At 50.7% G+C, this 25,976-nt stretch carries 30 protein-coding genes and 29 other annotated features; of the genes, 11 read left to right on the top strand and 19 right to left on the bottom strand.

Annotation, left to right across the window (positions count from 1 at the left end):
• Positions 1-47 precede the first annotated feature (47 nt).
• The 7 genes from STM1033 to STM1027 all read right to left on the bottom strand — a co-directional run bounded on the left by STM1033 (position 48) and on the right by STM1027 (position 7,821).
• Positions 48-2,136 (bottom strand): Gifsy-2 prophage Clp protease-like protein gene (locus tag STM1033; RefSeq protein ID NP_460008.1). Within the gene, positions 48-2,129 belong to an annotated coding region; the region does not span the whole gene.
• Positions 2,053-3,372 (bottom strand): Gifsy-2 prophage protein gene (locus STM1032; protein NP_460007.1). Within the gene, positions 2,053-3,366 belong to an annotated coding region; the region does not span the whole gene. The genes STM1033 and STM1032 overlap by 84 nt, the downstream gene beginning before the upstream one ends.
• Positions 2,131-2,136 (bottom strand) — a ribosome-binding site (putative RBS for STM1033; RegulonDB:STMS1H001313). (Overlaps the previous gene by 6 nt.)
• Positions 3,367-3,372: a ribosome-binding site (putative RBS for STM1032; RegulonDB:STMS1H001312), on the bottom strand. Its footprint lies within the gene STM1032.
• A gap of 427 nt (positions 3,373-3,799) precedes the next feature.
• The gene (locus STM1031) for a Gifsy-2 prophage protein (protein NP_460006.1) occupies positions 3,800-5,944 on the bottom strand. Within the gene, positions 3,800-5,938 belong to an annotated coding region; the region does not span the whole gene.
• Positions 5,895-6,436 (bottom strand): Gifsy-2 prophage protein gene (locus tag STM1030; RefSeq protein ID NP_460005.1). Within the gene, positions 5,895-6,428 belong to an annotated coding region; the region does not span the whole gene. Before STM1030 ends, STM1031 begins: the two co-directional genes overlap by 50 nt.
• Positions 5,939-5,944, bottom strand: a ribosome-binding site (putative RBS for STM1031; RegulonDB:STMS1H001311). It overlaps the preceding gene by 6 nt.
• Positions 6,431-6,436 (bottom strand) — a ribosome-binding site (putative RBS for STM1030; RegulonDB:STMS1H001310). (Lies within the gene STM1030.)
• 199 nt (positions 6,437-6,635) lie before the next feature.
• Positions 6,636-7,121 (bottom strand): Gifsy-2 prophage protein gene (locus tag STM1029; RefSeq protein ID NP_460004.1). Within the gene, positions 6,636-7,115 belong to an annotated coding region; the region does not span the whole gene.
• Positions 7,116-7,121: a ribosome-binding site (putative RBS for STM1029; RegulonDB:STMS1H001309), on the bottom strand. (Overlaps the previous gene by 6 nt.)
• An 11-nt stretch (positions 7,122-7,132) precedes the next feature.
• Positions 7,133-7,594 (bottom strand): Gifsy-2 prophage lysozyme gene (locus tag STM1028; RefSeq protein NP_460003.1). Within the gene, positions 7,133-7,585 belong to an annotated coding region; the region does not span the whole gene.
• Positions 7,569-7,821, bottom strand: a protein-coding gene (locus tag STM1027) for a Gifsy-2 prophage protein (RefSeq protein ID NP_460002.1). Within the gene, positions 7,569-7,817 belong to an annotated coding region; the region does not span the whole gene. The genes STM1028 and STM1027 overlap by 26 nt, the downstream gene beginning before the upstream one ends.
• Positions 7,589-7,594: a ribosome-binding site (putative RBS for STM1028; RegulonDB:STMS1H001308), on the bottom strand. (Overlaps the previous gene by 6 nt.)
• Positions 7,816-7,821: a ribosome-binding site (putative RBS for STM1027; RegulonDB:STMS1H001307), on the bottom strand. (Lies within the gene STM1027.)
• Positions 7,822-8,341: 520 nt before the next feature.
• Positions 8,342-8,347 (top strand) — a ribosome-binding site (putative RBS for STM1026; RegulonDB:STMS1H001306).
• Between STM1027 and STM1026 the strand changes: the two genes are divergently transcribed.
• Both STM1026 and STM1025 read left to right on the top strand, forming a co-directional pair.
• Positions 8,342-8,860, top strand: a protein-coding gene (locus STM1026; protein ID NP_460001.1) for a Gifsy-2 prophage protein. Within the gene, positions 8,348-8,860 belong to an annotated coding region; the region does not span the whole gene. (Overlaps the previous feature by 6 nt.)
• A 354-nt stretch (positions 8,861-9,214) precedes the next feature.
• Positions 9,215-9,220, top strand: a ribosome-binding site (putative RBS for STM1025; RegulonDB:STMS1H001305).
• Positions 9,215-9,670, top strand: a protein-coding gene (locus STM1025; protein ID NP_460000.1) for a Gifsy-2 prophage protein. Within the gene, positions 9,221-9,670 belong to an annotated coding region; the region does not span the whole gene. Its footprint overlaps the feature before it by 6 nt.
• Before the next feature lie 135 nt (positions 9,671-9,805).
• Here the strand turns inward: STM1025 and STM1024 are convergent.
• The 12 genes from STM1024 to STM1013 form a co-directional block, all read right to left on the bottom strand.
• The gene (locus tag STM1024; protein ID NP_459999.1) for a Gifsy-2 prophage protein occupies positions 9,806-9,938 on the bottom strand. Within the gene, positions 9,806-9,931 belong to an annotated coding region; the region does not span the whole gene.
• Positions 9,933-9,938 (bottom strand) — a ribosome-binding site (putative RBS for STM1024; RegulonDB:STMS1H001304). (Overlaps the previous gene by 6 nt.)
• A gap of 166 nt (positions 9,939-10,104) precedes the next feature.
• The gene (locus STM1023) for a Gifsy-2 prophage protein (protein NP_459998.1) occupies positions 10,105-10,426 on the bottom strand. Within the gene, positions 10,105-10,422 belong to an annotated coding region; the region does not span the whole gene.
• Positions 10,421-10,426, bottom strand: a ribosome-binding site (putative RBS for STM1023; RegulonDB:STMS1H001303). Its footprint overlaps the gene before it by 6 nt.
• 62 nt (positions 10,427-10,488) lie before the next feature.
• Positions 10,489-11,300 (bottom strand): Gifsy-2 prophage putative molecular chaperone, DnaJ family gene (locus tag STM1022; protein NP_459997.1). Within the gene, positions 10,489-11,286 belong to an annotated coding region; the region does not span the whole gene.
• Positions 11,295-11,300, bottom strand: a ribosome-binding site (putative RBS for STM1022; RegulonDB:STMS1H001302). (Overlaps the previous gene by 6 nt.)
• 118 nt (positions 11,301-11,418) lie before the next feature.
• Positions 11,419-12,036, bottom strand: a protein-coding gene (locus STM1021) for a Gifsy-2 prophage protein (protein ID NP_459996.1). Within the gene, positions 11,419-12,030 belong to an annotated coding region; the region does not span the whole gene.
• Positions 12,031-12,036 (bottom strand) — a ribosome-binding site (putative RBS for STM1021; RegulonDB:STMS1H001301). (Overlaps the previous gene by 6 nt.)
• A 202-nt stretch (positions 12,037-12,238) precedes the next feature.
• The gene (locus STM1020) for a Gifsy-2 prophage protein (RefSeq protein NP_459995.1) occupies positions 12,239-12,847 on the bottom strand. Within the gene, positions 12,239-12,841 belong to an annotated coding region; the region does not span the whole gene.
• Positions 12,842-12,847 (bottom strand) — a ribosome-binding site (putative RBS for STM1020; RegulonDB:STMS1H001300). Its footprint overlaps the gene before it by 6 nt.
• Before the next feature lie 409 nt (positions 12,848-13,256).
• The gene (locus tag STM1019) for a Gifsy-2 prophage protein (RefSeq protein ID NP_459994.1) occupies positions 13,257-13,496 on the bottom strand. Within the gene, positions 13,257-13,490 belong to an annotated coding region; the region does not span the whole gene.
• Positions 13,491-13,496 (bottom strand) — a ribosome-binding site (putative RBS for STM1019; RegulonDB:STMS1H001299). It overlaps the preceding gene by 6 nt.
• 285 nt (positions 13,497-13,781) lie before the next feature.
• Positions 13,782-14,072, bottom strand: coding sequence for a Gifsy-2 prophage protein (locus STM1018; RefSeq protein ID NP_459993.1), 291 nt, complete (start codon positions 14,070-14,072; stop codon positions 13,782-13,784).
• 77 nt (positions 14,073-14,149) lie between these two features.
• Positions 14,150-14,467, bottom strand: a protein-coding gene (locus tag STM1017; RefSeq protein NP_459992.1) for a Gifsy-2 prophage protein. Within the gene, positions 14,150-14,461 belong to an annotated coding region; the region does not span the whole gene.
• Positions 14,458-14,811, bottom strand: a protein-coding gene (locus STM1016) for a Gifsy-2 prophage protein (RefSeq protein NP_459991.1). Within the gene, positions 14,458-14,805 belong to an annotated coding region; the region does not span the whole gene. Before STM1016 ends, STM1017 begins: the two co-directional genes overlap by 10 nt.
• Positions 14,462-14,467 (bottom strand) — a ribosome-binding site (putative RBS for STM1017; RegulonDB:STMS1H001298). (Overlaps the previous gene by 6 nt.)
• Positions 14,806-14,811: a ribosome-binding site (putative RBS for STM1016; RegulonDB:STMS1H001297), on the bottom strand. (Lies within the gene STM1016.)
• 4 nt (positions 14,812-14,815) lie before the next feature.
• Positions 14,816-15,577, bottom strand: a protein-coding gene (locus tag STM1015; RefSeq protein NP_459990.1) for a Gifsy-2 prophage ATPase involved in DNA replication initiation. Within the gene, positions 14,816-15,565 belong to an annotated coding region; the region does not span the whole gene.
• The gene (locus STM1014) for a Gifsy-2 prophage putative regulatory protein (protein ID NP_459989.1) occupies positions 15,568-16,557 on the bottom strand. Within the gene, positions 15,568-16,551 belong to an annotated coding region; the region does not span the whole gene. Before STM1014 ends, STM1015 begins: the two co-directional genes overlap by 10 nt.
• Positions 15,572-15,577, bottom strand: a ribosome-binding site (putative RBS for STM1015; RegulonDB:STMS1H001296). (Overlaps the previous gene by 6 nt.)
• Positions 16,552-16,557: a ribosome-binding site (putative RBS for STM1014; RegulonDB:STMS1H001295), on the bottom strand. Its footprint lies within the gene STM1014.
• A gap of 78 nt (positions 16,558-16,635) precedes the next feature.
• Complete coding sequence (locus STM1013) at positions 16,636-17,010, bottom strand: Gifsy-2 prophage putative regulatory protein (RefSeq protein NP_459988.1); 375 nt, start codon at positions 17,008-17,010, stop codon at positions 16,636-16,638.
• Positions 17,011-17,329: 319 nt separating this feature from the next.
• Positions 17,330-17,335, top strand: a ribosome-binding site (putative RBS for STM1012; RegulonDB:STMS1H001294).
• On the opposite strand from STM1013, the gene STM1012 reads away from it, so the two are divergent.
• The 9 genes from STM1012 (at position 17,330) to pncB (ending at position 25,964) form a co-directional block, all read left to right on the top strand.
• Positions 17,330-17,745 (top strand): Gifsy-2 prophage putative regulatory protein gene (locus tag STM1012; RefSeq protein NP_459987.1). Within the gene, positions 17,335-17,745 belong to an annotated coding region; the region does not span the whole gene. (Overlaps the previous feature by 6 nt.)
• Positions 17,746-17,788: 43 nt before the next feature.
• Positions 17,789-17,794: a ribosome-binding site (putative RBS for STM1011; RegulonDB:STMS1H001293), on the top strand.
• Positions 17,789-18,055, top strand: a protein-coding gene (locus tag STM1011) for a Gifsy-2 prophage protein (RefSeq protein NP_459986.1). Within the gene, positions 17,795-18,055 belong to an annotated coding region; the region does not span the whole gene. (Overlaps the previous feature by 6 nt.)
• 172 nt (positions 18,056-18,227) lie before the next feature.
• The gene (locus tag STM1010) at positions 18,228-18,527 is read left to right on the top strand and encodes a Gifsy-2 prophage protein (protein NP_459985.1); all 300 of its coding nucleotides are present in this window, start codon (positions 18,228-18,230) and stop codon (positions 18,525-18,527) included.
• A gap of 119 nt (positions 18,528-18,646) precedes the next feature.
• Positions 18,647-18,652, top strand: a ribosome-binding site (putative RBS for STM1009; RegulonDB:STMS1H001292).
• Positions 18,647-21,539, top strand: a protein-coding gene (locus tag STM1009; RefSeq protein ID NP_459984.1) for a Gifsy-2 prophage exodeoxyribonuclease. Within the gene, positions 18,654-21,539 belong to an annotated coding region; the region does not span the whole gene. It overlaps the preceding feature by 6 nt.
• Positions 21,498-21,503, top strand: a ribosome-binding site (putative RBS for STM1008; RegulonDB:STMS1H001291). Its footprint overlaps the gene before it by 6 nt.
• The gene (locus tag STM1008; protein NP_459983.3) for a Gifsy-2 prophage protein occupies positions 21,498-22,659 on the top strand. Within the gene, positions 21,502-22,659 belong to an annotated coding region; the region does not span the whole gene. Before STM1009 ends, STM1008 begins: the two co-directional genes overlap by 42 nt.
• Before the next feature lie 34 nt (positions 22,660-22,693).
• Positions 22,694-22,699: a ribosome-binding site (putative RBS for STM1007; RegulonDB:STMS1H001290), on the top strand.
• Positions 22,694-22,941 (top strand): Gifsy-2 prophage protein gene (locus tag STM1007; protein NP_459982.1). Within the gene, positions 22,702-22,941 belong to an annotated coding region; the region does not span the whole gene. (Overlaps the previous feature by 6 nt.)
• A 33-nt stretch (positions 22,942-22,974) precedes the next feature.
• Positions 22,975-22,980: a ribosome-binding site (putative RBS for STM1006; RegulonDB:STMS1H001289), on the top strand.
• Positions 22,975-23,230 (top strand): Gifsy-2 prophage excisionase gene (locus STM1006; RefSeq protein NP_459981.1). Within the gene, positions 22,982-23,230 belong to an annotated coding region; the region does not span the whole gene. It overlaps the preceding feature by 6 nt.
• A gap of 36 nt (positions 23,231-23,266) precedes the next feature.
• Positions 23,267-23,272: a ribosome-binding site (putative RBS for STM1005; RegulonDB:STMS1H001288), on the top strand.
• Positions 23,267-24,567, top strand: a protein-coding gene (locus STM1005; protein ID NP_459980.1) for a Gifsy-2 prophage integrase. Within the gene, positions 23,275-24,567 belong to an annotated coding region; the region does not span the whole gene. Its footprint overlaps the feature before it by 6 nt.
• Positions 24,568-24,576: 9 nt before the next feature.
• Positions 24,577-24,585: a -35 signal (putative -35_signal for pncB; RegulonDB:STMLTH004462), on the top strand.
• The gene (gene pncB / locus STM1004) for a nicotinate phosphoribosyltransferase (protein ID NP_459979.1) occupies positions 24,577-25,964 on the top strand. Within the gene, positions 24,762-25,964 belong to an annotated coding region; the region does not span the whole gene. Its footprint overlaps the feature before it by 9 nt.
• Positions 24,596-24,604 (top strand) — a -10 signal (putative -10_signal for pncB; RegulonDB:STMLTH004462). It overlaps the preceding gene by 9 nt.
• Positions 24,742-24,747: a ribosome-binding site (putative RBS for pncB; RegulonDB:STMS1H001287), on the top strand.
• Positions 25,965-25,976: the final 12 nt, after the last annotated feature.

Below are 25,976 nucleotides of genomic sequence, written 5' to 3'. Positions count from 1 at the left end.
AAAAAAGCCCGTCAGGGCCGTATCGCTTAATGTCTGCTTTTAGTGGGTTATACGGTGCATTTCACCATGCCGCGATAATCCACCGGCGCAACGCCCGCATCAATACGAACTTTCGTGGTTACGCCATCCACCGTGAATCCTTCCTGCTGGTCGATATACGGCTCATCCACGCCGTTAAGGTAAGCCACCTCAACGGTATCGCTGCCTTTTGCTGCAGTAAGATAGAAAGTGGACTGACTGGCGTCATCAAGACGAGGCTCCGCGATCACCGTGGCGAAATCTTTCACCGGGTTAATGATCCCGGCGTTAATATCCGCCCCCTTGACACTGACAGATTTAATCACCTGATTTGAAACAGACTCCATCGCCGTCGGCACCAGTACAAATGCCGGACGGATATTGAGGTGGCGATCGCCCTCTTTCTGCATCCGCATTAGCTGGCGCGCTTTATCCAGGGACGCCACATCCATAACGGCTTTTTCAAGGACGTTTGCGTGTTTCGTCTTGTCAAACAGCGCCACATTATCACTGGACAGTTTCTGGTTACTGATGAGAACGTCATAAACCAGATCGGCAATGGTGGCTTTTGCCGCACGTCCCAGCTTCATCGGGACATCCGTCAGCATATTCATATCATCATTGATGATGGCCTGGCGGGTAATGCTGAACAGCTCCCCATAGGTAGCGAGCGCAATGGTCGCCTGTTTATCCCCTGTGGTGACGTATTTGTATTCCGCTCCTTCACGAACCTGACGCAGTGAACTGAATCCCCCCATACCCACACGGTGCGCAATCCTGAAATCAGACAACTGTCCTTTTTTGGTCCAGGCATCGAAGGTTTCCGGCGCTTCCTGCCAGCCCTGCAGAATGGACTTGTTTGCAACATCCAGCAGAATGTTACCGAAATCGGAGGTGCTGTGCGTAAATGCCATGCCGATCATCTGCATGGGATTCATGCTGGACACGCCTGTACCCCTCGCCACCAGCGAAATTCGCGCCAGTTCACGCAGGGTCATACAGTTGTACGGGTTATCCTTCTGCGCTTCTTCATAGCCTGCGCGGGCCATCACGGCAGCGCGAACGGCGTCGCCGGTAATATTACCGTTTCCGGTATACATCCCGGCATGAAACTCTGCGCGATTCTGCGGACCATTCAGCTGGTTAGTCGGCGTAATACCTTTCGCCATCTCGGCCAACAGTCTGTCCTTCGCCATTTCCAGAGAGCAATCCACATCAGCAATGCACTTTGCCATCAGCGAGGCATAACGATCGCCGGAAAGTGAAAACACATTCTGAATGCCGGTGATACGGTTACGCTGTTCTTCCTGCAGGCGTGCGCGAATGGCATTTTCATCTACAGTCACCAGCGACTGAGCCTGCGACTGAATCTGTGACTCAGGGGCTTTTGCCTGTGGCTGCGGTTGCGCGCCTGCATTGCCCTGCGGGGCGATAATCATACCTTTAATGCTCTGTGGCATATGCTCAAACTCCTCAACACGTTTTGAATGAATACAGGCCATTGCTTTTACAGGCTGTATCAGTTTGTCGGCAAACCCTTCACTGACGCACTCCGCGCCGCTCATCCAGGTCTCCTTTGCCAGCATGGCAGCAATATCTTCAGGCGTTTTTCCAGTTTTTTCGGTATAGATGGGGATAATGACGCTTTCGATCTTGTCAAGCAGGTCAGCATATTCCCGGATATCCTCCGCCTCACCCCCCGCCACTCCGCGCGGCTTATGAATCATCATCATGGCGTTTTCCGGCATAATGATGGGATTACCTACCATCGCAATAGCGGATGCCATTGAGCAGGCCATTCCATCGATATACACCGTTTTTTGCGCCGGATGATTTTTCAGGAGGTTATAAATGGCTATTCCGTCCAGTACTGCTCCGCCAGGTGAATGAATATGCAGATTTATCCGGTTAATCTGTCCCAGTGCAGCCAGTTCTTCTGCAAACCAGCGAGCCGAAATTCCCCATCCACCAATCTCGTCATAAATGCGGACTTCCGCCGTGTTATTGGCTGCAGCCCTGATGGAATACCAGCTATTACTGCTTCCCTCCCCGCGTCCGTTCCCTGCTGTCATCACCGGCGGCATTTTTATCGCCGCCACTGTTGTCTTCACTTCCGGCATTATCCTGTTCCCCCGGGTCATGTGCCGGATCAGTATCAAATACCAGTCCCAGCTTACGGTTTTCGTCAATTTCCGCCTTACGGCGGCGTTTCACTTCAGCAGGTGCGCCGCCACGGGCACGCACCCAGTCACTCTCTGTTGCCGCCCCGCCGCGTATCAGTATCCTCCAGGCATTCGCCTCTTTCAGCGGATCTATCCACGGCATAACCGGACCGGAATACACGGCATTAAACAGGGTCGCCATGTCCGTGTCCGTCGGCACATCTATCACACCCGCCGTAATCGCCGTCGCCAGCCATCGCCGGTAAACCGGGCGACTGACGGCAGCAATAAAATTATCCTGTAGAATGGCGTATCCCTCCTGAGCCTCCACCAGCTCCTGACGCTGGGCGCTGTAGGTGCCGTCGTAGTTTCTAGCAATAGAAGAAAAACTTCCGCGTACACCTGCGGCAACCGCCCGCAGTTGCCCCATACGGAAAGACTCCAGGTTGGCATTTGGCCTGTCAGATTTGATGGTGCCGATATCCTCTCCCGGCAACAGGTCTTTCAGAATGGTGCCGGGTTCAATATCCAGATCGCGGTCTTTATCCGCATAATCTGGCGCGTCACCATCCTGTACCATTGCGTCACTGCGCCGGATAAACATGGCAAAAGCCGCCGAAATACGCGCGGCCAGCCTTTCACTGTCCTCATACTCCTTCAGATCCAGCAGCCGGATAATAACCGGCGCCAGCAGCGTGACGCCCCGCGCCTGATTCAGGCGACGGGTGAATTTAAGATGCAGCATATTTTCTGCATCGATAAGCTTGGTGGCCACCATAGCGGTGGCAAATCCCGGCCAGGATTTACAGACGATGTAACTTTTTGGCCTTTGCCAGTCGTTAAAATAGATCCCCTGAATCAGATTATTTGTACTGTCCGTCTGTTCCATCGGGACATAATCCGGTTCCATCGCCTCAAGCCAGAACGGTACGCCCGCCACCGGCTCAAGCCCCGGCATTTTTCCCGCCACCATCTGGGAGAACACCTCCCCGTCCCGCAACCATGTGCGTAACAAAAGGCGCTCCAGTACCGGGCGCGTATATTGTCCGGTCACGTCCGGCGACACGGACCACTCTGCCCATCTGGCGCGGATTTGTTCCGCCAGCGCGTTATTCAGCGTTCCGGCCACCGTCAGTGGTTGTGGCTCAACGATGATCCCCTTAGCCCCGATAACGCGCTCTTCCATCTTATCGAGCGCCCCCACCACCAGATCGTGATTGTTATCGAACCAGCGGGCCTGCTCCCGCAGGGACTTTCCGGCAATCTGGTTTAGTTGATTGGCGTTGCGGTTTTCACGCTTAATTTTATGTGTCCGGGTGGGTATTGCAGCCTCGTAAGCTTTTATTACTGCCCGCGATCGGAGTCTTGATACAGCCCATCCCGGCGACATCATGCTGATAGCTTTATCGATAAAATTCATGACAACCTCGCCCGGGTGAAAAGCCGTCGCGGATTATTTAACCGCTGTAACCTGTCTTCAATCTCGCGGCGCCCCTTCCTGATTTCCTCCAGGCTTTCCATTGTCATTGACTGACCGTTAAGCATGATGGACTTGCCTTTCAGTACAGCAAGCTCGGCCTCCAGATAGGCGTTGTACAACTCCTGTAGCCCTGCCCTGGTCATAACCACCCTCCTCCGGAACCACCGCCCCAGGCGGGTAAAATTTTTTTCTTCCTGGCTTTCACGGCTTTCTCTCCTCCTTCGTGTTGCTCCTGCTGGCGAACCTCAACAGGCTGCGTGGTTTTTGCGGCGTCTTTTTCCGGTAAGCGAGCCCATCCTGGTGGTTTTTCCCAGTTGATTCGCTCATAGCCACGGAGAATAGCCAGCGCGTGGGCGTAACACATCAGATCGAGCGCCTCGTTATTACCGCGTCCCGGTTTTTTCCACTTTCCGTCTGCGCTGCGCTCTTCATAGGTCAGTTCCTCGTAGAACCACGGCCCCAGCCAGTCAGGAAAATGAATGTAATTCGCCCCCGGCTCCTCACGCTCCAGTGCGGCAGCTACCCTGTCTTTCAGGGCATTGGTCTGTAACAGATACAACGGCACATCCCCCCTGGCTTTTGCCCGACGTTCTGAGCGTTCGGTGTTATCGGGATAGGTTTTGGTGATCAGCTTCTCGCGTCGGGTACTGTCTCCCTTGAACAGATAAACGCGCCCGGCAACGCCTTTTCGCTTACACCTTCGCCAGAACGCGTAGGCATTATCGGTAACACCGTCTTCACCGCCTGAGTCCACCGCCATTGCCAGTACCGGCATAAACTGTTCAGGATCTGCCGCCAGCGGATACGTCTTTTCCAGCACATCCGTTTTCAGCAAATCCCAGTCTTCCGGTCTTGCAGCCGGATTGACAGGCTGGCTTTCGCCATCCTCATTCACTCTCAGGGAATAACGGATGTTGTAGCGGTCAATGATCCAGCGTTCACCATATGCGCCATAGCCCACTACCTGGACCACAAAGCGCCGCTTTTTACCGCCCTGTACGTCAACGGTTGCCACAATAAAACGCACCCCGTCAGAAACGGTACGTTTTGATACGTCCTCAGCGCGTGCCATCAGCGCGTCACCGCTGCGTGCCTCCAGCGAGCGACGGGACTGATAGGGTAATCCCCAGTCCGTATTGATGACGGCTTTCAGGGTTTCCTCGCTGCCGGTTCGTTCGTATTCCTCTTCGGCGGTCAGCAGCTTGTAAACCAGTTGCGCCCAGGTCTGATAAGCCGCCGCCGGTCCCTCCATCCAGAAACTGGCGATACGTGAGCGGCGGGCTTCGCCGGTAATATTGCCGTCGCGGTCAATGTGCTGACCTTCCCGCAACCAGACGCCACGATTATTCAGCTCACGCTTCTGCTGTGGTTCAGTCAACTTATGGCAGTGTGGGCACTGAATCCGCGCTGCTTCACTGGCCTCCATAGGGTCGGCAATATGGCGATAGCCGGTCATATTCGCCATTGATGGCTGAAAATATTCGCCACAATGCGGACACGGCCAGTACCAGCGACGACGATCGCCACGGTTGTACAGGGAAAGTATTCCTGTGGTCGGCGGTGCTTCGTGCGGTGATGACGGTTTCCATCTGGTATCGGTAATTTCCCGCCCCGGCGAGCTCTCCACCAGTGTCATACCCAGCGACATAAACGTTGTGGTACGCTTCGACGCCAGCGAGAATGCATCCCCCTCACCATCAACATCTTCGGGGAACCGATCGTAGTCAGTCAGCGCCACACATTTAAAATCCGAAGACGAAAAAACATTGATTGATGGCCAGCCAATTTTCAGAAACGAGCCATCACGAAACGTTTTATCATGCACATTATTATCGTTACGGTGAGGGCTGAGTCTTCTTGCTATCGCCGGACTGTGGCGAAACATCTTTGCCAGACGCCGCTTTGAGTGCTCCTGCGCCTTGTCCTGAGTCATCTGAACCACCAGCATGTCAGACGGATCGCAGACAATATTGTAGGAAATCCAGCCGTCAATCAGCCCCAGCGTCTTACCGGTTCTTGCCGGGGCGACAAATACCACGGCATCGTAGCTGCGTGATGACAGGCAGTTCATGGCTTCCACCACATAGGGGGTCAGGGTGGATTCCCATGCCACAGAATTTCCCGCATCGCGTGGTACGCGCATATATTTTCTGACCGCATCCGATATTTTCATCCTGCGCGGCGGCCTGAACATCGATGAGATATCACATCCGGCAACAACGGCAGAGGCTAAACTATTCCTGCTCTTCCTCTTGCCCTTCGTCACCGTTGTCATCATCATCTCCGTTTATAGCATCCGCGCAGGCCTGGTATGTCATGCTGGCCAGATCTTCCCTGAGTTGATCAATAATTTTTTGCGTCATTTCCAGCGCATCAGGCGGCAATGCCGCATCCCTTTCCAGTAAGTCCGGCAGTATCTCCAGTGTCTTGACGACCGTTTTTGCCATGACAGCATAAACGCTCAGCACCTCGCTGGCCGGGATCAGAGTTCTCATCTCCTTTTCCAGCTCAATACGCGTCATTTCCGACTGAAACCATGCCCGTCGATCTGAGGGTTTCATCTTATTGGGGTCATTCTCCCCGGTAACAGCCGGCATCGTCATCATGGCGGTCAGAATATCCACCAGCCGGTAGATTTTCAGGTTACTACCGTTCCCACCTGAGGTTTTTACGCCCTTCAGCCTGCTGGCGATGGTCTGTCGGTGTGCACCAGTGATGGCCGAAAGCTGTGTGATGTTTAATTCGAGGCTTTTAATTTCCTGATCCACAGTCGTGCTCTTTTCCTGTATACGGTGAAAATGGCGTTCAGTGTCGAACAAAAAACGTACCACTTCGACACTGAAAACAGTAAATGTATTGATTTTTAAGGTTATTTTTCAGTGCTGACAGAGACTAAAAAATCAAAAATCAGCCGATTCCCGCGAGCCCGAAGCCACCCGTGGCGCCCCCTGCCCGGGAGTACCTTTTTAATACAGTCACCATTGGTTACTAGTTTTTCCTGCATTACCGTGGCATTGGGTGCGAATGTACGCCTGCGCCCCTTCCAGTTGCTTTTGCATCGTCTTCACTCGCTCTTTGAGGGCGAAATAATCCCGTTGAGCGGAGTCTGCCAGTCTGGGGCTGGCTGCATTATCCATGCGGGCGGTGGAGGTGGATTTACCTGTCGGCACTGCGGGGCATGTTGCGTTGACGTACAGGCGACGGCGGCCAGCGGCAACATCATCGCGCAAAGCATCATTCTCAGCTTTCGCATCGGCTAATTCCTTCGTGTATTTTTCATCGAGGGCGGCAACGTCACGCTGGCGCTTAGTCATGTCGGTAATTGTCGCGTTCGCCAGCGTCAGCCTATGAGTAACGGTATCGCGCTGCTCTTTGTAGGTGATGGCGTTATTTCGGTAGTGATTTGCCAGCCGACCGGCAACAATTAGCGAGACAAGCAACAGGCCAACAAACATCGTTTTCCAGTTGAACATCATGACAGGAACAGAGCACGCTCCGCCTCACGCCGACGGGTAAGCCCGTTCAGTACTTTGCCACCAGCCTTATTCCAGCGCAGGAACTCATCAGCGGCGCCAGCGTAATCACCAGCGTTTAGCTTCCGCAGCAGAGTTGATGAGGATAATGTCCGGGCGCCGAGGTTGTACGCGAACGACACCAGCGCATCAAACTGGCCTTGCGTCAACTTGACCTTAACCAGTCTGGACACATCATTTTCATAACCGACTAAACCAGTGTTAAGCAAGCGCTCGGCAGTAGCCTCGTCAATCATCATTCCGGGCTTAACTGGCTTACCGTCAACAGAGTGGGTCCAGCCATAACCAATCGTCCAGGGATCTCCCCCCGTTCCCGGGTCCGGATAAGCTGTCAGGCTACAACCTTCAAACTCTTTGATTAGGGTAATGCCTTTTTCACTGATTCTCATCATTAACCCCTGCACGTTTTTTGAGTGCGCTAATTGCGATTTCGCGCAGCTTGTCCACACCGACAAAGCCAATAATTCCGCCAACGAAAGGCGAAATGGAAACCGGCAGGCCTACCACATCAAGCGCACTGGTGACACATAAGGAAAGAGCGCCACACAGGACGCCCTCAAGCCATTTATTTTTACGGGTGGCGCCGTCGTATATCAGTCGGCCGTAGGCAATGAGTCCGGCCATTAACGCCCCAAGTATCTGGGGCCACGCATTTTTGAGTCCGGTCAAAACCGCAGCCCAGAATTCAGGAGTCTTGTCATTCATTTTCATAAGCCTCACCTCCGATGATTTCGGATGGTAACTAGAGTGAGTGAAATGGTTGGGTTGCAGGGTTTAATATCTTGTAAAACAGGATTGCCTGTGGTTGCAGAATCTGAAAGTAAAATCACGCAGAGTACAATTTTAATGGAGGTGAGGCACAAATACTGCAAATTTAGCTTTTAGTTTAATTGATTGCGTGCTGAGTGAATTCTGTTTGACAAAAACATGCTATTTATAGAATGTTAATTCCATGTAATAAAAAGGATGTGTAACTCATCATGCCAACGGGAATTAAACCAATATTTATCAATAATATGATGTCAACATATGGATTATCCCATCCTCATGACAGCAAGGTATTTCCAGACCTTCCAGAACACCAAGATAATCCTTCGCAATTACGCCTCCAACATGATGGTCTTGCTACCGATGATAAAGCCAGGCTGGAACCAATGTGTCTTGCTGAATACCTTATCTCTGGACCAGGAGGAATGGATCCTGATATCGAAATTGATGATGATACCTATGATGAATGCCGTGAGGTGCTATCACGCATACTTGAAGATGCATACACTCAAAGCGGGACATTCCGCAGACTGATGAATTATGCCTACGACCAGGAATTGCATGATGTAGAACAACGCTGGTTGCTGGGAGCCGGAGAAAACTTTGGTACTACCGTAACTGATGAGGACCTGGAGAGTTCAGAAGGCAGAAAAGTGATTGCCCTCAACCTGGATGATACAGACGATGATTCAATACCAGAGTACTATGAAAGTAATGATGGCCCACAACAATTTGATACAACACGCTCATTTATTCATGAAGTTGTACACGCGTTGACTCACCTTCAGGACAAAGAAGACAGTAATCCAAGAGGCCCGGTAGTCGAGTATACCAATATCATTTTAAAAGAGATGGGTCACACATCACCACCAAGAATCGCCTACGAATTTAGTAATTGACACTCATCAAAAAATGCAAAATCCCACGATGCTACAACACAGTAACCAGTTCAGGTCTGAGCTAATACAGGTCAGCAGTCCATAGACACTGGCTCCTGTCAGGATGCCACCTGCTAACCCAGTACCAGAAATCGATTCGGACATTCATCCCCCTCTGGTTGTGTGGGGCCTCTCAGTTATGAGAGGAAATAATAAATATCCTCCGGCATAGCCGGAGGATATTTATTCATAAAGAACACAATTAAGAATAATACCGATTTAATTAAAATAACTTGATCTCACAGTTGAAGAATGAATAATAGCGAGCCCTGCCAAGGCAGGGCATAGAAATAACCAACGAGAAGAAATAGGTAGGAACTAATGAAAAACACCGCTCTGGGTAAGTTCATTTTTATCGTCGGCACCGCGTTACTGCTCGGTGGCTGTAGTGGCATGGTCATGCCTCCCTATGCCACCCACGGTACATCGGTCGGAATCATTGCGCCGGCGGGAGGCTATAGCGAGTGGCACACGGATAGCCGCAACCACACCACAGGAGACAGTCACAGCCAGTCACAGGGAAACTGCACCCAAAGTGAAGATAGCCAGCTCAACGAAAATGGTCTCACACGGACACACCAAAGCAACTGTAACACCCGTAGTCAAACCCACAGCAGTAGCACCAGCAAAACCCGCTCCAGCAGCGTCGGTTTCAGCGTCGGGGGGCCTGTTGGTGCTAGCATAGGGTTGATTAAGCAGATGGAGTCGATGAACCGTGCGCCAGCCAACGATATGAGTAGTAATGAGATGTTCAAGAATTTCGGTTTCTAGCACATAACGCCACCTGGTACCGTTGTGGTGTCTGGCCCGGCGGCTATCTGTAACGACTCACAATCGAAAAAAGTCAGACTCGCAATCAGCGCAAATTTTGGCTCACAATAACTGCAACTGAAATCGGACGTGGACTCACGCTAAGTGAGAGCGAAATCCGACGCTCAGAGCCAAATGAGAAGTTTTTTCCATTGGCAGTAATTGTGAGCCAGCAAAAATAGATTGTGAGTCCATTGAATGGGGATCGTTGTGCATTTTCATAAGCCTCACCTCCGATAGCTCGGATGGCGCAGTGTGTGATGAAAGGGGCAGGCTTCACGGGCTGGATTTATCAACCAAGCACGTAGCGGATGATGCCCGGTGCCTGAAAAAGAAAAAGGCCGCCGAAGCGACCTAATGAAATTGGTAATGTGGATACTGCCAAGTTAAATCCGTTAAAGCCTATTAAGAGATTCAGCCTGTACTTCTTGAAGTACCGCTGCCGGCGAATCAGCCTGCACGATTCCCGAGAAGACACAATCTGGATCATTAATCATGTGCCTGGACTTCGCTCTCTTTGCCTCATTCCGGTCCGAAAACTCCTCGGAAACATTTAAATGCTTACCCGACGACATCCCTTTCGGCTTGTATTGAAAAACGTAATAGAACCCCATATCGCCCCCCCTGTGATTTGACACCAAGGGAATATACCACCAAAAAAAACAAAAACCCCGCCGAGGCGAGGTTCTTAATTCTTGTAACGTCACAGGCATAATAACCCATCGTTGGAATCAGATTAGCCATTTTCCGTTAATTTTGCAATAGCTAAATTATTTTGGTCATCGAGTCACGTTTCCCAGAACCTTTTCTGCATACGATTCCTCAATATGGCAATGCTCCACCAGCCGATCGAAAAACAGTTTATAGTTGTACCGCCATACCATTTCCGTTACTCCTAGTGCTTTAAAAATCTCGGTATCTTTGAGACGTGGGTAGCCTCTTCCCTTGCATCTTGGGCATTTTTTATAAACCGGCACGCCCTGCAACTCAGATTTTTTCTTATCGAGAATTTCTCCGCGTCCCCGGCAACGACATTCATTTTTCACATGGCCTTTGCCATCACACGCCTTACACACTACGCGCACCTGCTCACGAACTGATTTCCACACCTCCCAGTCGGACGGAGAAATACCTTTCGTATCTTTTACCCATTTTGGTGGCTTACCATCCGGGTAAGTAACCTTGTTCGTGAAAACCTCAGCATCAATTAATTTAGCACCATGACAGCTACTGCACGTCACCAAGCTGGCCGCACTGAGGGAATAATCGCGAAATACATAACGCGCCATAGTGTCGAGAAATTTTGAGCGCTTACCCTTTTCCATTTTCCGTAATGCCCCATGCCGTTCTGCACGCTGCTCTGCTAATTGCCTGATGTAGGCGATGATATTTTCAGAAGATAAAACCCCGGCTTTTGCCAGATACAATTCAATACCCACTGCGGCTTTTGCAGTAAGTAGCCCGAGAGATGCCATTACGTCAGTAATAGTCAGCGTATCAGACGTTATTCCGCATGGTACTGCGCCGGGCATCATGGATTTAGGTGAAAAATATTTCGGTAAGGACTCAAGATTCATTTCGATGCTCCCGTTTTGCTTCAATGCGGACGTAATTACGAAGAATGCGATATGCCACAGGAAAAGATCCCCGGTATCGATAAATTCGGAGACGCAACCAGCGCATGCGGAGTATCTCGATCAGTTCTGGTTTCATGCGGCCTCCAGCTTTTTTAGCGCACGCAGATCCGCCAGTGCCGCGAGCCTGATTTCCTTCAGCTCCTCGACCGTCCAGCGGTGCGGGGTGTTATTGTTCTCGAGTGCCAGCACCGCCGCCTCCCCGTAACGCTCAACCAGCGCGGCACGATATGCTTCGATGTTCCCTGATTTGTAGACGTTGTAGACATCACACTGAAGATGGATGTTGAAGCGAGTGAAGCGCAGATGCCCGGCGGCGGCCGTACTCCTGTAATGGCCTGCATGCCATGCGAATGCCGTCTTCGTTCCACAGGAGATGCAACCGAGTCCTTCTGCCAGTTCGGTTTCGCGGCAAATGTCATTTACGGCGCGCTGCGTCAAGTCAATCCAGTGTTTCAGCGGCTTAACCGCGGCTTTCCGCTGGCGCCAGGCGGCGCGTTCTTTTTTCTCAGCGGCGCGCTGAAGGGATTGCGCCTTACGTTGCGCGGCTTCGCGAGCTTTTCTGGTCTGTTCTTTGCCGACGGCGCTGGCGCACTGGTACGAGCAAACGATCTGCCCCTCGCGTATCGGGTGAAACCACTGGCGGCATTCTTTGTTTGCGCACTTACGGCGCGGTAATTTAGCCATGTTCACCCCCAGACCTTTTGGCGTAAGGATTTTGGCGTCCGCACCCGGTGTGCATATTCAGGTAATTTCGCGCTGACAGTCCAGGTAATGAAGTCAGGGTTCAGGCTCTTTTCTGTCCTTACGCCCCGCTTCTGATAATCCGATATCAGCGTGTCGGCCTGCTCGGTTGTGCAGTCGTGATGATGGAACCAGGAGTATTTCATCGCCATCACCCCGCAAAGCTCATTAGCTGGGCGGCGGCGTTCTCCGCCTCGCGCTGAGTACGAAATGTACGTGATAAAATCCACCGCCAGAGCACATCAAGCGCGGATTTATACAACTGCTGAAATTCGACCTCATCCATGCTGGAAAAAGCGATGCTGCGGGGATGTTTGCGAAGGGTGCCGTCCGGTAACTGGATGGCGTCATAGTGGCCAGCCTCAACCGTCACCCATGCGCGGTATGCATCGAAAGATTTACAGAGGCTAATTCCGTTTGTTACCCGGCGGTTTGCAATCTGTTCCAGATACTGTTCAGCCGCATCCAGTAATGCGCTCTCATTCCCGCCATATGCAGCGAGAAACTTTGCATAACCGTTTACCAGTTTGCGTTCATTGGCAGAAATGGTGCCGCCGGTGGGTTCCCAGTATTCAAACCCAAGATTAAGCAACGCGAAAAAGCGGCGATGGAATGCAGGATTCCTAACCTGACGGAACTCAGCCACCAGCACGGCACCGAGTTTAATTTTTGACTGCAGAATTTCGCTGGTCTCCGGCGTAGCGGGGATCAGAATTCCAGATGACTGCTTGATGAGTTGTAATTCGTGCGCCATGGTATTCTCCGTGGCGCATAATTGTCAGGTTACTGGTTGTTCAGGCCAGTGCGATAATTATGATTGCGTGCTTATTGTTAAGTCAATTATTAGAGCCCATCTCTCTGACAACTTCCATAATGGTATCCTTAGACCAGTACAAATCATCTCTTGATAGCTTTCGGTTTGTTACAGAACCGTTTTGGGTTGATAGGATATAGCGATCACCTGATGCAAGTCTAAAAGACAAAAGTTCTATTCCCTTAGCATCAGTTATAGTCACCCGCAAATTATCAGCAAGATCTGATAGGACTCCCTCTGCCACGTAACCCCCCTGAGCGACACACGGACGCGGTTAAAAATTGTCGGCAGCAGCATCAAAGGGATACGCAAATTGCGATATTCTGAAAAATGCGCGCCAGCATTAAGCGCAATGTTAATAAAACCAGTCGTCAGCGCTTTCCCACGTTTCCTGCAGAATGCTCTGTATACGTTTTTTATCGCCATCAGCAGCACCGACGATACTCAGACCATCCTGACTGCCTCGACGGATGGTTAAGTTGCAGTTTTCATACTGATTCTGGAGACGGGTAATTAATTCTTTTTCAAGCGCAGGAACGGCACCTTCCGGAAGCTGTTTTGCCCGGCTGATAACAAGTTCAATTCTCATAATTCCCTCTACATTCAACCACTGTATATAAACACAGTATACCTGTTAGAAAGAATATTCAAGGGGTGAATAGCACTTTTTGCAAAGGCTAGTGTGTTGTTTCATATCACATTTTAGGCAAAAAACCCGCCGCAGCGGGTTCAGATAAAAGAAAACCCGTACTCGGCGGGTTCACATTCATTCAAATTACGCTTACTTCTTGGTGTTCTGCTCCGACATTTCCATATATCGCCATGCTAACTTTGTCTCGATCTTCCTGTGATTTTGCTGCAATGTTGAAAACAGATTTATCTAATCGCTTATAGTCTTAGACATTTCGAATTTTTCACCGATTGGCTTTAGCTCATCAATAGCCTTATAGATTTCGTCATTTGATGGTTTTTTACCAGAATAAGCATAGTTGTAAGCATAAAAAACATCTCCTCTGGTATCCTTGAGCTCCATAACAGGAACCTTTTGAACTTTTCCATTGTTATTACTTATTGGGATAAACTTGGAGTCATGTTGGCTTGAATACAACCTTGGCTCTTTTCCTTCTTCAAAAATCATTCGCTGATACATGAGCTTATCCTCGTAATTCATCAAATAATTAACAACAAAAAGTTAGTGTGATTGTACCTAATAATGCTTTTGCTTTCTGCTGTGGATTTAACCAGCTATCATTCCTCCTGCTGAGGTGCTGCCGCAACTCGCAAAGCATCTTCAAGATTTGTGACGTATTCAGAGATGGCCACCTCATCCTCTCCAAACTCATAGAGCACGTCAAGCAGCGCCAGCACGGTGGCGGGGTTAGCGGCGGCAATAAATTCCGCGTCACGTTTCTCAACAGTATGGGCCAACGTCACTTCTTCACCGCAAAGAGAAAATGGCGTTACCGTGATGCCATTGAACAGTGATGAGGTGCGGCGCCAATTCCCCGGCGTAGCCCTCTCAGCCACTTCACGAAGCGCCCGTTTGTCGATGTTGCTCATTGGGCTCCCCCCTTGTTGATGCTCATTTTGGATGCTCCATAAACCTGCATTACCGGGCTTTTCTCCAGCACCGGCAGCGCTGAAAATCCCGTTACCTGACTACTGCTGTATCGCCTGAGGTCATAATCAATCACCGCACGCTGGTCTCGGAAAATGCCGCAGCGGCCATGACGAATGAAGCCGCCTCGCTCCAGCGCGATACGCAGATATTTCTCCGCCGTGGTTCGGTGCACGCCAAAAATCGCAACGACGTCGTTCGTCGTGATGCGCCCCTGCTCTTTCACCAGACCGATAATCCGCTCAAGAATAATCATCCGTTCGCTTTGTGTTTTAGGTCGGGCCATTTTTAACCCCTTATTTCACAATCCGGAGGTGGCTAACGTTTTTCCGGTAGCTTTCCCAGTCAAAATTCACCCACATCCCTCCGTCCATCTGGAGGCGATCGATAACCCTCGCGCCCAGTGAATCCAACAGCCCCTCGTGGTTAAGATTCGTCAGAACGCCAACAGGTCGCATCGATGAGAGACGGCGATCGATAACCTGATTGAGAATGACCTTCTCACCACTGCTTCCGCGCTGAATACCGACTTCATCCAGTACCAGCAGGTCAACTTTACAAAGGTCATCAAGCAGGGACGCTTCTGATTGCCCACCGTCGTAGCACTCACGAACCCTGAGCATCAGGTCAGGAATAGTTACCACCAGAACGCTATGACCGCCGGCCAGCAGATGATTTCCGATTGCCGCCGCAAGATGGTTTTTCCCGGTTCCCGGACCACCGCTGAACACAAAGCTCGCAAATCCACTACCGAAGTTCTGGGCATAACTTTTTGCCATCGTGTACGCTTTTCGCTGCCCCTCCCCGCTTACTTCGTAGTTAGCAAACGTACAGCTACGATGGAGATCCTGAATGCCAGATCGCCCGAAAATCTTCTCGGTGCGGGATTTCTGATTCATCCTGTCAAGCTCTTCACTGCGTTTACGCCCTTCGGCTTCCTGCCATGCCCGCCACTCATCAGCAGTCGAGAATTTCGGCTGCACACTGGCTGGGATAATTCTTTTCAGGCGATCAAGCGCACTGCCAGTACCGATTACGTTTTTCATCGTTACCCCCTGAATCCGGTAGGAATGGTTTTGTCTGGCGCAGAAATGTGGTTCACATCTCTGCCAGCTCTTCGGTCGTTGAGAGCGAACTTCGGTTTGAATAGTCCCTGGTAGCCGTTGGCAATGCTTGTGTTGATGACGTTTACCGGATCGTGGCCTTCATCCAGGCACTCCTTCAGAAGCCTGAAAGCTTTTGTTACCGTCAGTTCGGTTTTTATGGGCTTTCCGGATTGCTGGCGGTATGTGACCCATTCGTTCCACGACGCAGCATTCAGCCATTCGGGAACAGGAATACTCAACGGATCAAACTTCACTTTTCCCTTAGGGGGATTAAAGGGGGTTAGATCTTTTATATTTGTCTTTGGAATAATGTCTTTGGTGTTCCCTGTTTTCGGGGATGCCCTTCCCTCTTTTCGGGGATAACTATCCCCGTTTTCAGGGATGGCTGAATGGGGTAAAACGCTATCCCTGTTTTCAGGGATAACTATCCCCGTTTTCGGGGATGCCCTTCCCCCTTTTCGGGGATAACTATCCCTGGTTTCAGGTACAGAAATAATCCATGTGGCAATTTCATCATCAGGAAAAGACACCGGACATTTTGAGCAATGTGGCTTGGAATAAGCCCATTTATCCAGGTTTGTATTAATCCCTATGTATCTTGTTTGACCAATACGGCGCAGGATAATGATGTTACGATAGGCAAGACTCAGCACCGCTTCGGATACATGCTTTACCTTCAGTGTTGTCTTATCTGCAATGAGGCTGTTGGCAATACGATCTGATTTTTTCGACCAGCCATAAGTCAGCCGGATAATCGCATTCAAAACACGGAACTCACGCCCCGATAGTTCAACGATACACAAGGCGTCCTGGATCTGATTAGCTAAACGTAAATAGCCATTTTCCAGATCAGCCATACGGCACTCCTGTTGCGTCGGTATCGGCGCAGGGAATTTGTATATTTCAGCGGTATTTGACATACTCATCTCCGCAATTACCTACCGTTTTTGCACCAGAAAGCCGTTGGTGACCCCTCACCGCGGCTTTCGCCTTTTTAGTTGCTGCCATTTTCAGTCCCACCCCAGCGCATCCGGCCTGGCTCGTTCAGCCTTTAGCCCGGCATCAGCGAGAATCTCTACTGCTGTGAGATAGTTTCTGGATACCAGTACCGCTTCCGGTGGCGCGGCCTGAATCCCAAGAAAAGCCAGCTCTTTCGCCATGTTGCAGAAATATCCCTCAGCTTTACGCCTGCTGACTGTCGACTCGCTGATGCCCATATGCTCGGCGTATGATTTCTGCCCTACTGATGCAAGCCGGTTGAGCAGGACGCTCTCTATCTCAATCGGGTTGATTTCTGGTGGGTCTAACTTTCGTGCAATTGCGTTCTCCATGGGTAAATATCCTCTATGGTTATTTGGCTGATGCCTCTTGGCTTGGTAAGCCATCGGTTGGGTTTGGGTATGCTGCTGGGTCAATCTCGTGAGGAGTGACTTTCCATTCAAGAATTTCACATAACGGCAGGATGCGACGGGGAGGAATTACTCCTTTTCTCAGCCACTTGCCTACAGCTTGAGACGAGATACCAAAATGTTCGCCGATGCTCATTTGAGTCATGTGGTTACTGATTTTGATTTTTAATTGGTTGTCCATTTGGCTCTCCAGTTCTACGAGTTGGTAGCTGGAGATTATCACGTAAAACTTTAGGTTCCAACAAAAATCAATCTAATAGTTCCAATGAATAAAGAAACTGAAGGTTGTAAAATGTGAATATGAACAAAAATCTTCATCCCATTTTCGCCAAGCGTATCCAGCAAGTTCTGGATGAGAACGGCTGGTCTATGGCTGACCTCTCACGGCGCGTAATGCTTTCTCACACATCTGTGAGAAAGTGGGCCTCTGGCACGTCTGTAGCCAGCGGAGAGCGCTTGAAAAGGTTATCGGCGGTGACCGGAAGGCCTGAATATTGGTTCTTCATGGAGCCAGGGGATGAAAGTGAAGGCGAAAGGGCTGAACCTAAACCCAGAGTCCTTGATGAAAAAGAAGAAACATTGCTTTCTCTTTTCAATCAACTCCCGGAAGCAGAGAAACTGCGTGTTATCCTCCATACAAAAGCAGTCCTCCAAGAGATGGATCTGCTGAAGAACAACGTTTTTGATCTAATTAACGACCTCAAAAAATAGAACCAAAGAACTCATCCATACAGGTAGCACCTCTTTAGGTGCTATTTTTATGCTCCAAGATAGAACTTTTAGTTGCACTTTTTGCTTTACAAATCGAACCTTTGGTTTTATCGTTAGTTTCATCGACAACAAGCGCATCGTTGTCAGGTGTAAAACGTTCCGCTGGCCGGCGATAAGGCAAACGAGGGTGAGAATGATTGATTTCGCACGTAGACCAGCTCGACAGCAGGCTGTCCCGCTCAACCGGATTGAGGTTTTAATCCGCCGCCTCTGCTACCTGCTGGCGCAGAAAGGAGATCCGGATGCTTAAACAATGCGGTTACTGCCGCAAATCCATTGATGAAGGCAAAGAAGTAAAAAACACACTTCTCTATCGCAACGGCTCGCAACTGGCGAGCAAAGAAAAGGAATATTGTTCCAGGCAGTGTGCTGAATACGACCAGATGGCGCACGAAAGTTAAATAGTAGATCCGAAATATGAAATGAAAAATTCGCCATTAATTTGGCGTGGCTTCATACACCCTGAATTTAAGACTGGAGAAATTATGGAAATCGTAAAAATCGAAATGAACCTGAAAGCAGTTAATAAGAGCATTGCTTTATTCAATTGCGAAAATCTCGACGGTGGATATGTACTCGGAAAGTTCGACAGTCCTCATTGTGCTGTAAAAGCCATTTCGCTGCTCACAGTCAAGGTAAGTGATGGAGAACAAGCAGGGTTTGGTAATTACCGAAGTTACAAGCTTGATTACTCAGAAAAATTTTATCAGACCATCCATTAAGAAAACGCCCACCGAAGCGGGCGTGCCCTGTCCGGTCCAACCGACCAAAGCGAACCGGACCTAACAACCAGATATATCGGGGTGCTGTTAAGGCACCTCCATTCTACACGAATTGAGGACAAAACAATGAGTGGAACTAATCCTGTATTTTTAGTCCGCAAAGCAAAGAAATCATCAGGCCAGAAAGACGCTGTACTCTGGTGCAGTGATGATTTTGAAGCGGCAAATGCAACACTGGATTATCTTCTGATTAAATCCGGTGCGAAGCTGAAAGATTATTTCAAAGCTGTCGCTACTAATTTCCCTGTCGTTAACGAGCTGCCGCCGGAAGGCGAACTGAGCCTCACTTTCTGCGATTACTATCAACTCGCTAAAGACAATATGACCTGGACGCAAATCCCCGGCGTCACCCTGCCATCATCTGAAGCCGCCGCCGCGGCGCGCCAGCATATCGTCGATGGTGTTGATACCGAAACAGGCGAAGTGCTGGAAGACCACACCGAAAATTTTGGTAACGAAAGCAACAGCCCTGCCCAGGCAACAGCCCCAGCCCCCGAGCTGACTGTTGTCGCAACTATGCCTCTCCGTCACCGCGTTCTTGCTCAGTACATAGGTGAAGGTGAGTATCTTTATCACGTCGACGCCTCCCAGAAAAAAGAAATTCTGCGTCTCGAAATGGACACCGATAATTCATATGTCCAGAACCTGCTGCTTGCCGCCGAGAATGTTGAAGCGTTCAAGAAAGCCATTGAACATGACATTCACAAAATAGTGAATGCCGTTAAAAAAGTATTCCCTGTCGATGGAAAAACTCCTGAACTGGCGACTGTTATCCAGTTCCTTAAAACATGGTTCGAGACGGAGCATATCGATCGCGGTTTGCTCGTTAAGGAGTGGGCGAAAGGCAACCGTGTATCGGCTATTCAACGCACTGAAAGCGGCGCCAACGCTGGCGGTGGCAATAAGACTGACCGTAACCCTGATTACGAACACACTCTCGATACTCTGGACGTAGAGATTGCAATGGCCACTTTGCCTATGGACTTTAATATCTATGAGCTACCTGGCAGCGTTTACCGTCGCGCAAAAGAAATCGTAAAGAAAAAGGAAAGTCCGTTCAAAGAATGGTCCGCAGCACTTCGCGCAACGCCCGGTATCCTGGATTATTCCCGCGCCGCTATTTTCGCGCTGATCCGAAGCGCACACCCTGAGTTTTATCACTACCCCGGACGCCTTCAGGGGTATATCAACGCCAACTTAACGGAGACTGATCACGAGAACCCCACCGAGGAAGCTCTCACGGCTGCCCGACACACTCCGGAAAAAGACGCGGTAGAAGAAGCCAACCGACAGCTTGCCGCCGCGCGCGGTGAATATGTGGAAGGCATCAGCGACCCGAACGACCCAAAATGGGTGAAAACCGGGACAAGCCAGCCGACCACCGAACCTGAACTGGTTAAAAATGTTGGCAACGGTATTTTCGACGTGTCCGCTTTAATGCAGAACTCATCAACTCATGGCACAGAAACGAATCCGGAGACCACCAGCAATGTGCAGGTTCAAAAAGCTGACAGTGATGAAAAACAGGCTGGTGATGCGGTGCAGGCAGGCGAAGACGATCTGGGTACTGGTAAAGAAGCAGTTACCGTAGAGAACCAGAATCAGGCTGAGGCGCAACAAAACGTACCGGAATCGCAACAAGAAGAGCCAGAAGCAGCCTGGCCGGAATACTTCGAGCCGGGCCGCTATGAAGGTGTACCAAACGAAGTTTACCACGCCGCCAATGGGATCAGCTCAACTCAGGTGAAAGATGCTCGCGTGTCGCTGATGTACTTTAACGCGCGTCACGTAGAGAAAACTATCGTCAAAGAGCGCTCTCCAGTGCTTGATATGGGCAACCTGGTACATGTTCTGGCTCTACAGCCGGAAAACCTCGAAGCGGAGTTCAGCGTAGAGCCGGAGATCCCTGAGGGTGCTTTCACCACCACCGCCACCCTGCGCGAGTTCATCGACGCGCACAACGCCAGCCTGCCAGCGCTGCTGAGTGCTGACGATATCAAAGCGCTGCTGGAAGAGTACAACGCCACCCTGCCGTCGCAGATGCCGCTTGGAGCTTCGGTAGATGAAACCTATGCATCGTATGAGCAGCTTCCCGAAGAATTCCAGCGCATTGAAAACGGCACCAAACATACAGCCACGGCGATGAAAGCCTGCATCAAAGAGTACAACGTCACCCTGCCCGCGCCGGTTAAAACCAGCGGCAGCCGTGACGCGCTGCTGGAGCAACTGGCAATAATCAACCCTGACCTGGTCGCTCAGGAAGCGCAAAAATCGTCGCCGTTGAAAGTCTCTGGCACGAAGGCCGATCTGATTCAGGCCGTGAAATCAGTCAACCCGGCAGTGGTATTCGCCGACGAATTGCTGGATGCGTGGCGGGAGAACACCGAAGGGAAAGTGCTGGTCACCCGCCAACAGCTCAGCACCGCGCTGAACATTCAGAAAGCCCTGCTGGAGCACCCGACCGCCGGCAAATTGCTGACTCACCCAAGCCGCGCTGTCGAGGTTAGCTATTTTGGGATTGATGAGGAAACCGGGTTGGAAGTTCGGGTACGCCCTGACCTTGAGCTCGATATGGGCGGCCTGCGCATTGGCGCCGACCTGAAAACTATCAGCATGTGGAACATCAAGCAGGAAGGCCTGCGTGCGAAGTTGCACCGGGAAATCATCGATCGGGACTATCACCTGAGCGCGGCCATGTACTGCGAAACTGCGGCGCTGGACCAGTTTTTCTGGATTTTCGTCAACAAAGACGAGAACTACCACTGGGTCGCCATCATTGAGGCGTCTACCGAGTTGCTGGAACTTGGCATGCTGGAATACCGCAAAACAATGCGAGAGATAGCAAACGGCTTCGACACTGGTGAATGGTCAGCGCCTATCACAGAAGACTACACCGACGAACTGAACGATTTTGATGTGCGCCGCCTTGAAGCGTTGCGCGTACAGGCATAAGGGGAAAATCATGGAAAACACAAATATTGTTACCACTGAGCAGCAGGCACCAAACACCATTTCTGCCAGTAACGCAATTTTTAACGTTCAGGCACTGGGTCAGTTAACAGCTTTCGCTAACCTGATGGCAGACTCACAGGTGACGGTACCGGCACACCTTGCAGGGAAACCAGCCGACTGTATGGCTATCGTCATGCAGGCTATGCAATGGGGCATGAACCCTTACGCTGTGGCTCAGAAAACACACCTGGTTAACGGTGTTCTTGGTTACGAGGCACAACTGGTCAACGCAGTAATCGCAAGCTCCAGTGCCATTCATGGCCGTTTTCATTACCGCTATGGGGGTGACTGGGAGCGCTGCACCAGGACACAGGAAATCACACGCGATAAAAACGGTAAAAATGGGAAGTACACCGTCACTGAGCGCGTTCGTGGCTGGACAGATGAGGACGAGATCGGCCTGTTCGTTCAGGTTGGTGCCATTCTGCGAGGTGAATCTGAAATCACCTGGGGAGAACCTCTTTACCTCTCCGGCGTTGTTACCCGCAATTCTCCGCTATGGGTTTCAAACCCTAAACAGCAAATTGCCTATCTGGGCGTTAAATATTGGGCTCGCCTGTACTGCCCGGAAGTGATCCTCGGCGTGTACAGCCCTGATGAGGTTGAGCAACGAGAAGAACGCGAGATTAACCCTGCTCCAGTCCAGCGCATGAGCGTACAGGAAATCACCAGCGAGGTTAGCACCAGGACCAGCGCGCAGGAGTCGGCAGCTAACGTTGATGCTGTTGCCGACGATCTTCGCGAACGCATTGATACAGCAAGTTCCGTTGATCAGGCAAAAGCAATCCGTGCGGATATCGAATCACAGAAAGCGTTGCTGGGTACTGCGCTGTTCACCGAATTAAAAAACAAAGCAGTGAAGCGCTATTACCAGGTCGATGCACAGAACAAAGTCGAGGCAGTGATCAACTCAATTCCAAACCCTGGCGAACCGGAAGCCGCAGAGATGTTTGCTAAAGCTGAAAGCACGCTTGGCGCTGCTAAACGCCATCTTGGCGACGAACTGCACGATAAGTACCGCGTCACCCTGGACGATATGAAACCGGAATACATCGGCTAATTGCATCGGGAGGGGTTACGCCCTCCCGCCTGAGGAGGTTTTATGCGCCTTATAAATCGCAGTAAGCAATCGCCATTGGGCCGTCGCGCATGTGATGTTGCACTGGCGGCGCATCATGAAAAGTTCGGCGATTACGGCAGACAAAAGCACGTTACCAATTACACCGTTGTAGTGGATGGCGTAAAGGTGCCTGTTGAAGTAGTTAACCGGGCCACCAGCTACGTAGCCACCGCAATGATCGGCGTCCGGAAACTTAGAAATCTGCCAGCACAGGCAAACTGAATATTAGCGATGGCCCGCTGCGGGGCCACTGGAGAAAACGATGAGCAACATTATCCAACTGACGCCAAACAAGTGGGTTAGCGAAAAAGTTCTGATTGCGGTTACCGGGCTTAAGCCCGGAACCATTACCCGCGCCAGAAAAGAATCCTGGATGCTGGGCCGCGAGTACCTGCACATTTCACCAGACGGAAATCCGAAGCCTTCGAGCGAATGCATATACAACAGAGAAGCCGTTGATCAGTGGATCGAGGCGCAGAAAAAAAATCAACCAGGTGCGAAGACAACATGAAAAGCTGTACACTCGTCAATGCTCCTGGACGTCAGGAGGGATTAATGGCTAATGCATCATACCCGACAGGCGTCGAAAACCACGGCGGTTCGCTCCGCATCTGGTTTCTGTATAAAGGTAAACGTGTCAGGGAAAACCTTGGTATCCCTGACACTGCAAAAAATCGCAAGATAGCTGGCGAACTGCGTTCTTCGGTTTGTTTTGCGATAAGGATGGGGAATTTTAACTATGTGGAAAAATTCCCAAACTCACCGAACCTTGCCCGGTTCGGTCAGGATAGAAAGGAAATTACTGTGCTGGAGCTTACCGAAAGATGGTCCGAGCTGAAGAGAATGGAGATCAGCTCTAATACCATGAGTAGGTACGAATCTATCATAAAAAACATGCTTCCACTCATCGGCGAAAACAAAATGGTTTCTGCGGTGACTACTGAGGATTTGCTGTATGTCAGGAAGGAGTTGCTGACGGGCTTTCAGGTAATGAAGAAGGATCACCGGACTCAGGTTAAAGGCCGGAAATCGTCCACAGTGAATAATTACATGATGCTGATGGCCGAGATCTTCCAGTTTGGAACAGATAACGGCTATGCAAAGGAAAACCCGTTTAGCGGAATTAACCGTCTCAAGAAAGCGAAAGGGGAACCAGATCCACTCACGACAGACGAGTTCATCAGGTTTATCCAGGCATGCGGACACCAGCAGATGAGAAATCTCTGGTCACTGGCAGTCTATACCGGAATGAGGCATGGGGAGTTGTGCGGTCTGGCCTGGGAAGATATCGATCTGCATGCCGGGACGATCATTGTGAAGCGCAACCTTACCCAGACGGATGAGTTCACCCTGCCAAAAACCGACGCAGGTACTGACAGGGTGATATATCTCATTCAACCAGCTATTGATGCCCTGAGGAATCAGGCCCAGTTGACACGCCTTGGCCGGCAGTTTGAGGTTGAAGTGAAGTTGCGGGAATATGGACAATCTGTCATTCAGCCCTGCACGTTCGTATTCAGCCCTCAATGCGTCAAACGTGGACCTCGCACAGGATATCACTACGCGGTTAATTCCATTAATAAAATTTGGGCCCCGATAATCAAGCGTGCCGGCATTCGTTACCGTAACGCGTATCAGTCACGACATACCTATGCATGCTGGTCATTATCAGCTGGTGCTAACCCAAACTTTATAGCAACGCAGATGGGGCATACCGATGCACAGATGGTTTACAAGGTGTATGGAAAGTGGATGTCAGAGAAGAGCGCAGAACAGGTTTCTCTGCTCAACCAGGCACTTTTCCGCTATGCCCCATCACTGCCCCAAAGCATGGTAGCAGCGCAGTAGAAATCCTTAAATTCAAGGGGTTAGCAGTCGCATCGCTACATTTTTATAACATGGGGCACGAAATGCGCTCGACCCTAAAGACAGCTTATGGTGTGATCGGGGTTCAATAAATCGCTAAACAAGGTATACTCCAGCGGTTTTCTTAGTTGTTTATTGTACTAAACGCTCCCGTGAGAGGACGCAACAGCGCACCTATGACACAATTCGCTTCTCCTGTTCTGCACTCGTTGCTGGATACAGATGCTTATAAGTTGCATATGCAGCAAGCCGTTTTTCACCACTACTATGATGTGCAGGTAGCGGCTGAGTTTCGTTGCCGTGGCGACGACCTGCTGGGTATTTATGCCGATGCTATTCGCGAGCAGGTGGACGCGATGCAGCACCTGCGCCTCCTGGAGGACGAGTTCCAGTGGCTCTCCGGCCTGCCCTTTTTTAAACCGGATTATCTGAACTGGTTACGCGAGTTTCGCTATAACCCAGCTCAAGTCTGTGTCACCAACGATAACGGCAAGCTGAATATTCGCTTAACCGGCCCGTGGCGTGAAGTCATTATGTGGGAAGTGCCGCTGCTGGCCGTGATCAGTGAGCTGGTTCATCACTACCGCTCGCCAAACGCGGGTGTTGATCAGGCGCTCGACGCGCTGGAAAGTAAGCTGGTTGATTTCACTGCGTTAACCGCCAATCTCGATATGTCCCGCTTCCACCTGATGGACTTCGGCACCCGCCGCCGTTTCTCTCGTGAAGTGCAGCAGGCGATAGTTAAACGTCTCCAGCAGGAGTCATGGTTCGTCGGCACCAGCAACTATGATCTCGCGCGTCGCCTGGCGCTGACGCCGATGGGCACTCAGGCGCACGAATGGTTCCAGGCGCATCAACAAATCAGTCCGGACCTGGCGACCAGCCAGCGTGCCGCGTTGGCCGCCTGGCTTAACGAATATCCGGACCAGCTTGGTATCGCCTTGACAGATTGCATTACAATGGATGCGTTTTTACGCGATTTCGGCATTGAATTCGCCAGCCGTTATCAGGGGTTACGCCACGACTCAGGAGACCCTGTCGCATGGGGCGAAAAGGCGATTGCCCATTATGAAAAGCTGGGGATTGATCCGCTGACAAAAACGCTGGTCTTTTCAGATAACCTTGATCTGCCAAAGGCGGTCGAGCTCTATCGCCATTTCGCCTCTCGCGTGCAGTTAAGCTTCGGCATCGGTACCCGCCTGACCTGCGATATCCCTCAGGTAAAACCGCTCAATATCGTGATTAAGCTCGTGGAATGTAACGGAAAGCCGGTGGCTAAACTTTCCGACAGCCCCGGTAAAACGATCTGTCATGATAAAGCGTTTGTGCGCGCGCTGCGTAAAGCGTTCGATCTCCCGCAGGTGCGTAAAGCAAGTTAACCATGCCTGTGC

Origin of the sequence: Salmonella enterica subsp. enterica serovar Typhimurium str. LT2 (assembly GCF_000006945.2) — a bacterium.
GTDB lineage: Bacteria > Pseudomonadota > Gammaproteobacteria > Enterobacterales > Enterobacteriaceae > Salmonella > Salmonella enterica.
The sequence above is the reverse complement of the archived record's forward strand: the minus strand, read 5'-3'. Positions and strand labels throughout refer to the sequence as shown.

Coding starts and splice junctions, on each gene's coding strand:
- STM1032 (NP_460007.1), bottom strand. CDS start 3,366: ATGGAAGAGCGCGTTATCGGGGCTAAGGGGATCATCGTTGAGCCACAA.
- STM1031 (NP_460006.1), bottom strand. CDS start 5,938: ATGATGACAACGGTGACGAAGGGCAAGAGGAAGAGCAGGAATAGTTTA.
- STM1029 (NP_460004.1), bottom strand. CDS start 7,115: ATGTTTGTTGGCCTGTTGCTTGTCTCGCTAATTGTTGCCGGTCGGCTG.
- STM1028 (NP_460003.1), bottom strand. CDS start 7,585: ATGATGAGAATCAGTGAAAAAGGCATTACCCTAATCAAAGAGTTTGAA.
- STM1027 (NP_460002.1), bottom strand. CDS start 7,817: ATGGCCGGACTCATTGCCTACGGCCGACTGATATACGACGGCGCCACC.
- STM1026 (NP_460001.1), top strand. CDS start 8,348: ATGTGTCTTGCTGAATACCTTATCTCTGGACCAGGAGGAATGGATCCT.
- STM1025 (NP_460000.1), top strand. CDS start 9,221: ATGAAAAACACCGCTCTGGGTAAGTTCATTTTTATCGTCGGCACCGCG.
- STM1024 (NP_459999.1), bottom strand. CDS start 9,931: ATGAAAATGCACAACGATCCCCATTCAATGGACTCACAATCTATTTTT.
- STM1023 (NP_459998.1), bottom strand. CDS start 10,422: ATGCCTGTGACGTTACAAGAATTAAGAACCTCGCCTCGGCGGGGTTTT.
- STM1022 (NP_459997.1), bottom strand. CDS start 11,286: ATGAATCTTGAGTCCTTACCGAAATATTTTTCACCTAAATCCATGATG.
- STM1021 (NP_459996.1), bottom strand. CDS start 12,030: ATGGCTAAATTACCGCGCCGTAAGTGCGCAAACAAAGAATGCCGCCAG.
- STM1020 (NP_459995.1), bottom strand. CDS start 12,841: ATGGCGCACGAATTACAACTCATCAAGCAGTCATCTGGAATTCTGATC.
- STM1019 (NP_459994.1), bottom strand. CDS start 13,490: ATGAGAATTGAACTTGTTATCAGCCGGGCAAAACAGCTTCCGGAAGGT.
- STM1018 (NP_459993.1), bottom strand. CDS start 14,072: ATGAATTACGAGGATAAGCTCATGTATCAGCGAATGATTTTTGAAGAA.
- STM1017 (NP_459992.1), bottom strand. CDS start 14,461: ATGAGCAACATCGACAAACGGGCGCTTCGTGAAGTGGCTGAGAGGGCT.
- STM1016 (NP_459991.1), bottom strand. CDS start 14,805: ATGGCCCGACCTAAAACACAAAGCGAACGGATGATTATTCTTGAGCGG.
- STM1015 (NP_459990.1), bottom strand. CDS start 15,565: ATGAAAAACGTAATCGGTACTGGCAGTGCGCTTGATCGCCTGAAAAGA.
- STM1014 (NP_459989.1), bottom strand. CDS start 16,551: ATGAGTATGTCAAATACCGCTGAAATATACAAATTCCCTGCGCCGATA.
- STM1013 (NP_459988.1), bottom strand. CDS start 17,010: ATGGCTTACCAAGCCAAGAGGCATCAGCCAAATAACCATAGAGGATAT.
- STM1012 (NP_459987.1), top strand. CDS start 17,335: ATGAACAAAAATCTTCATCCCATTTTCGCCAAGCGTATCCAGCAAGTT.
- STM1011 (NP_459986.1), top strand. CDS start 17,795: ATGCTCCAAGATAGAACTTTTAGTTGCACTTTTTGCTTTACAAATCGA.
- STM1010 (NP_459985.1), top strand. CDS start 18,228: ATGAAAAATTCGCCATTAATTTGGCGTGGCTTCATACACCCTGAATTT.
- STM1009 (NP_459984.1), top strand. CDS start 18,654: ATGAGTGGAACTAATCCTGTATTTTTAGTCCGCAAAGCAAAGAAATCA.
- STM1008 (NP_459983.3), top strand. CDS start 21,502: ATGTGCGCCGCCTTGAAGCGTTGCGCGTACAGGCATAAGGGGAAAATC.
- STM1007 (NP_459982.1), top strand. CDS start 22,702: ATGCGCCTTATAAATCGCAGTAAGCAATCGCCATTGGGCCGTCGCGCA.
- STM1006 (NP_459981.1), top strand. CDS start 22,982: ATGAGCAACATTATCCAACTGACGCCAAACAAGTGGGTTAGCGAAAAA.
- STM1005 (NP_459980.1), top strand. CDS start 23,275: ATGGCTAATGCATCATACCCGACAGGCGTCGAAAACCACGGCGGTTCG.
- pncB (NP_459979.1), top strand. CDS start 24,762: ATGACACAATTCGCTTCTCCTGTTCTGCACTCGTTGCTGGATACAGAT.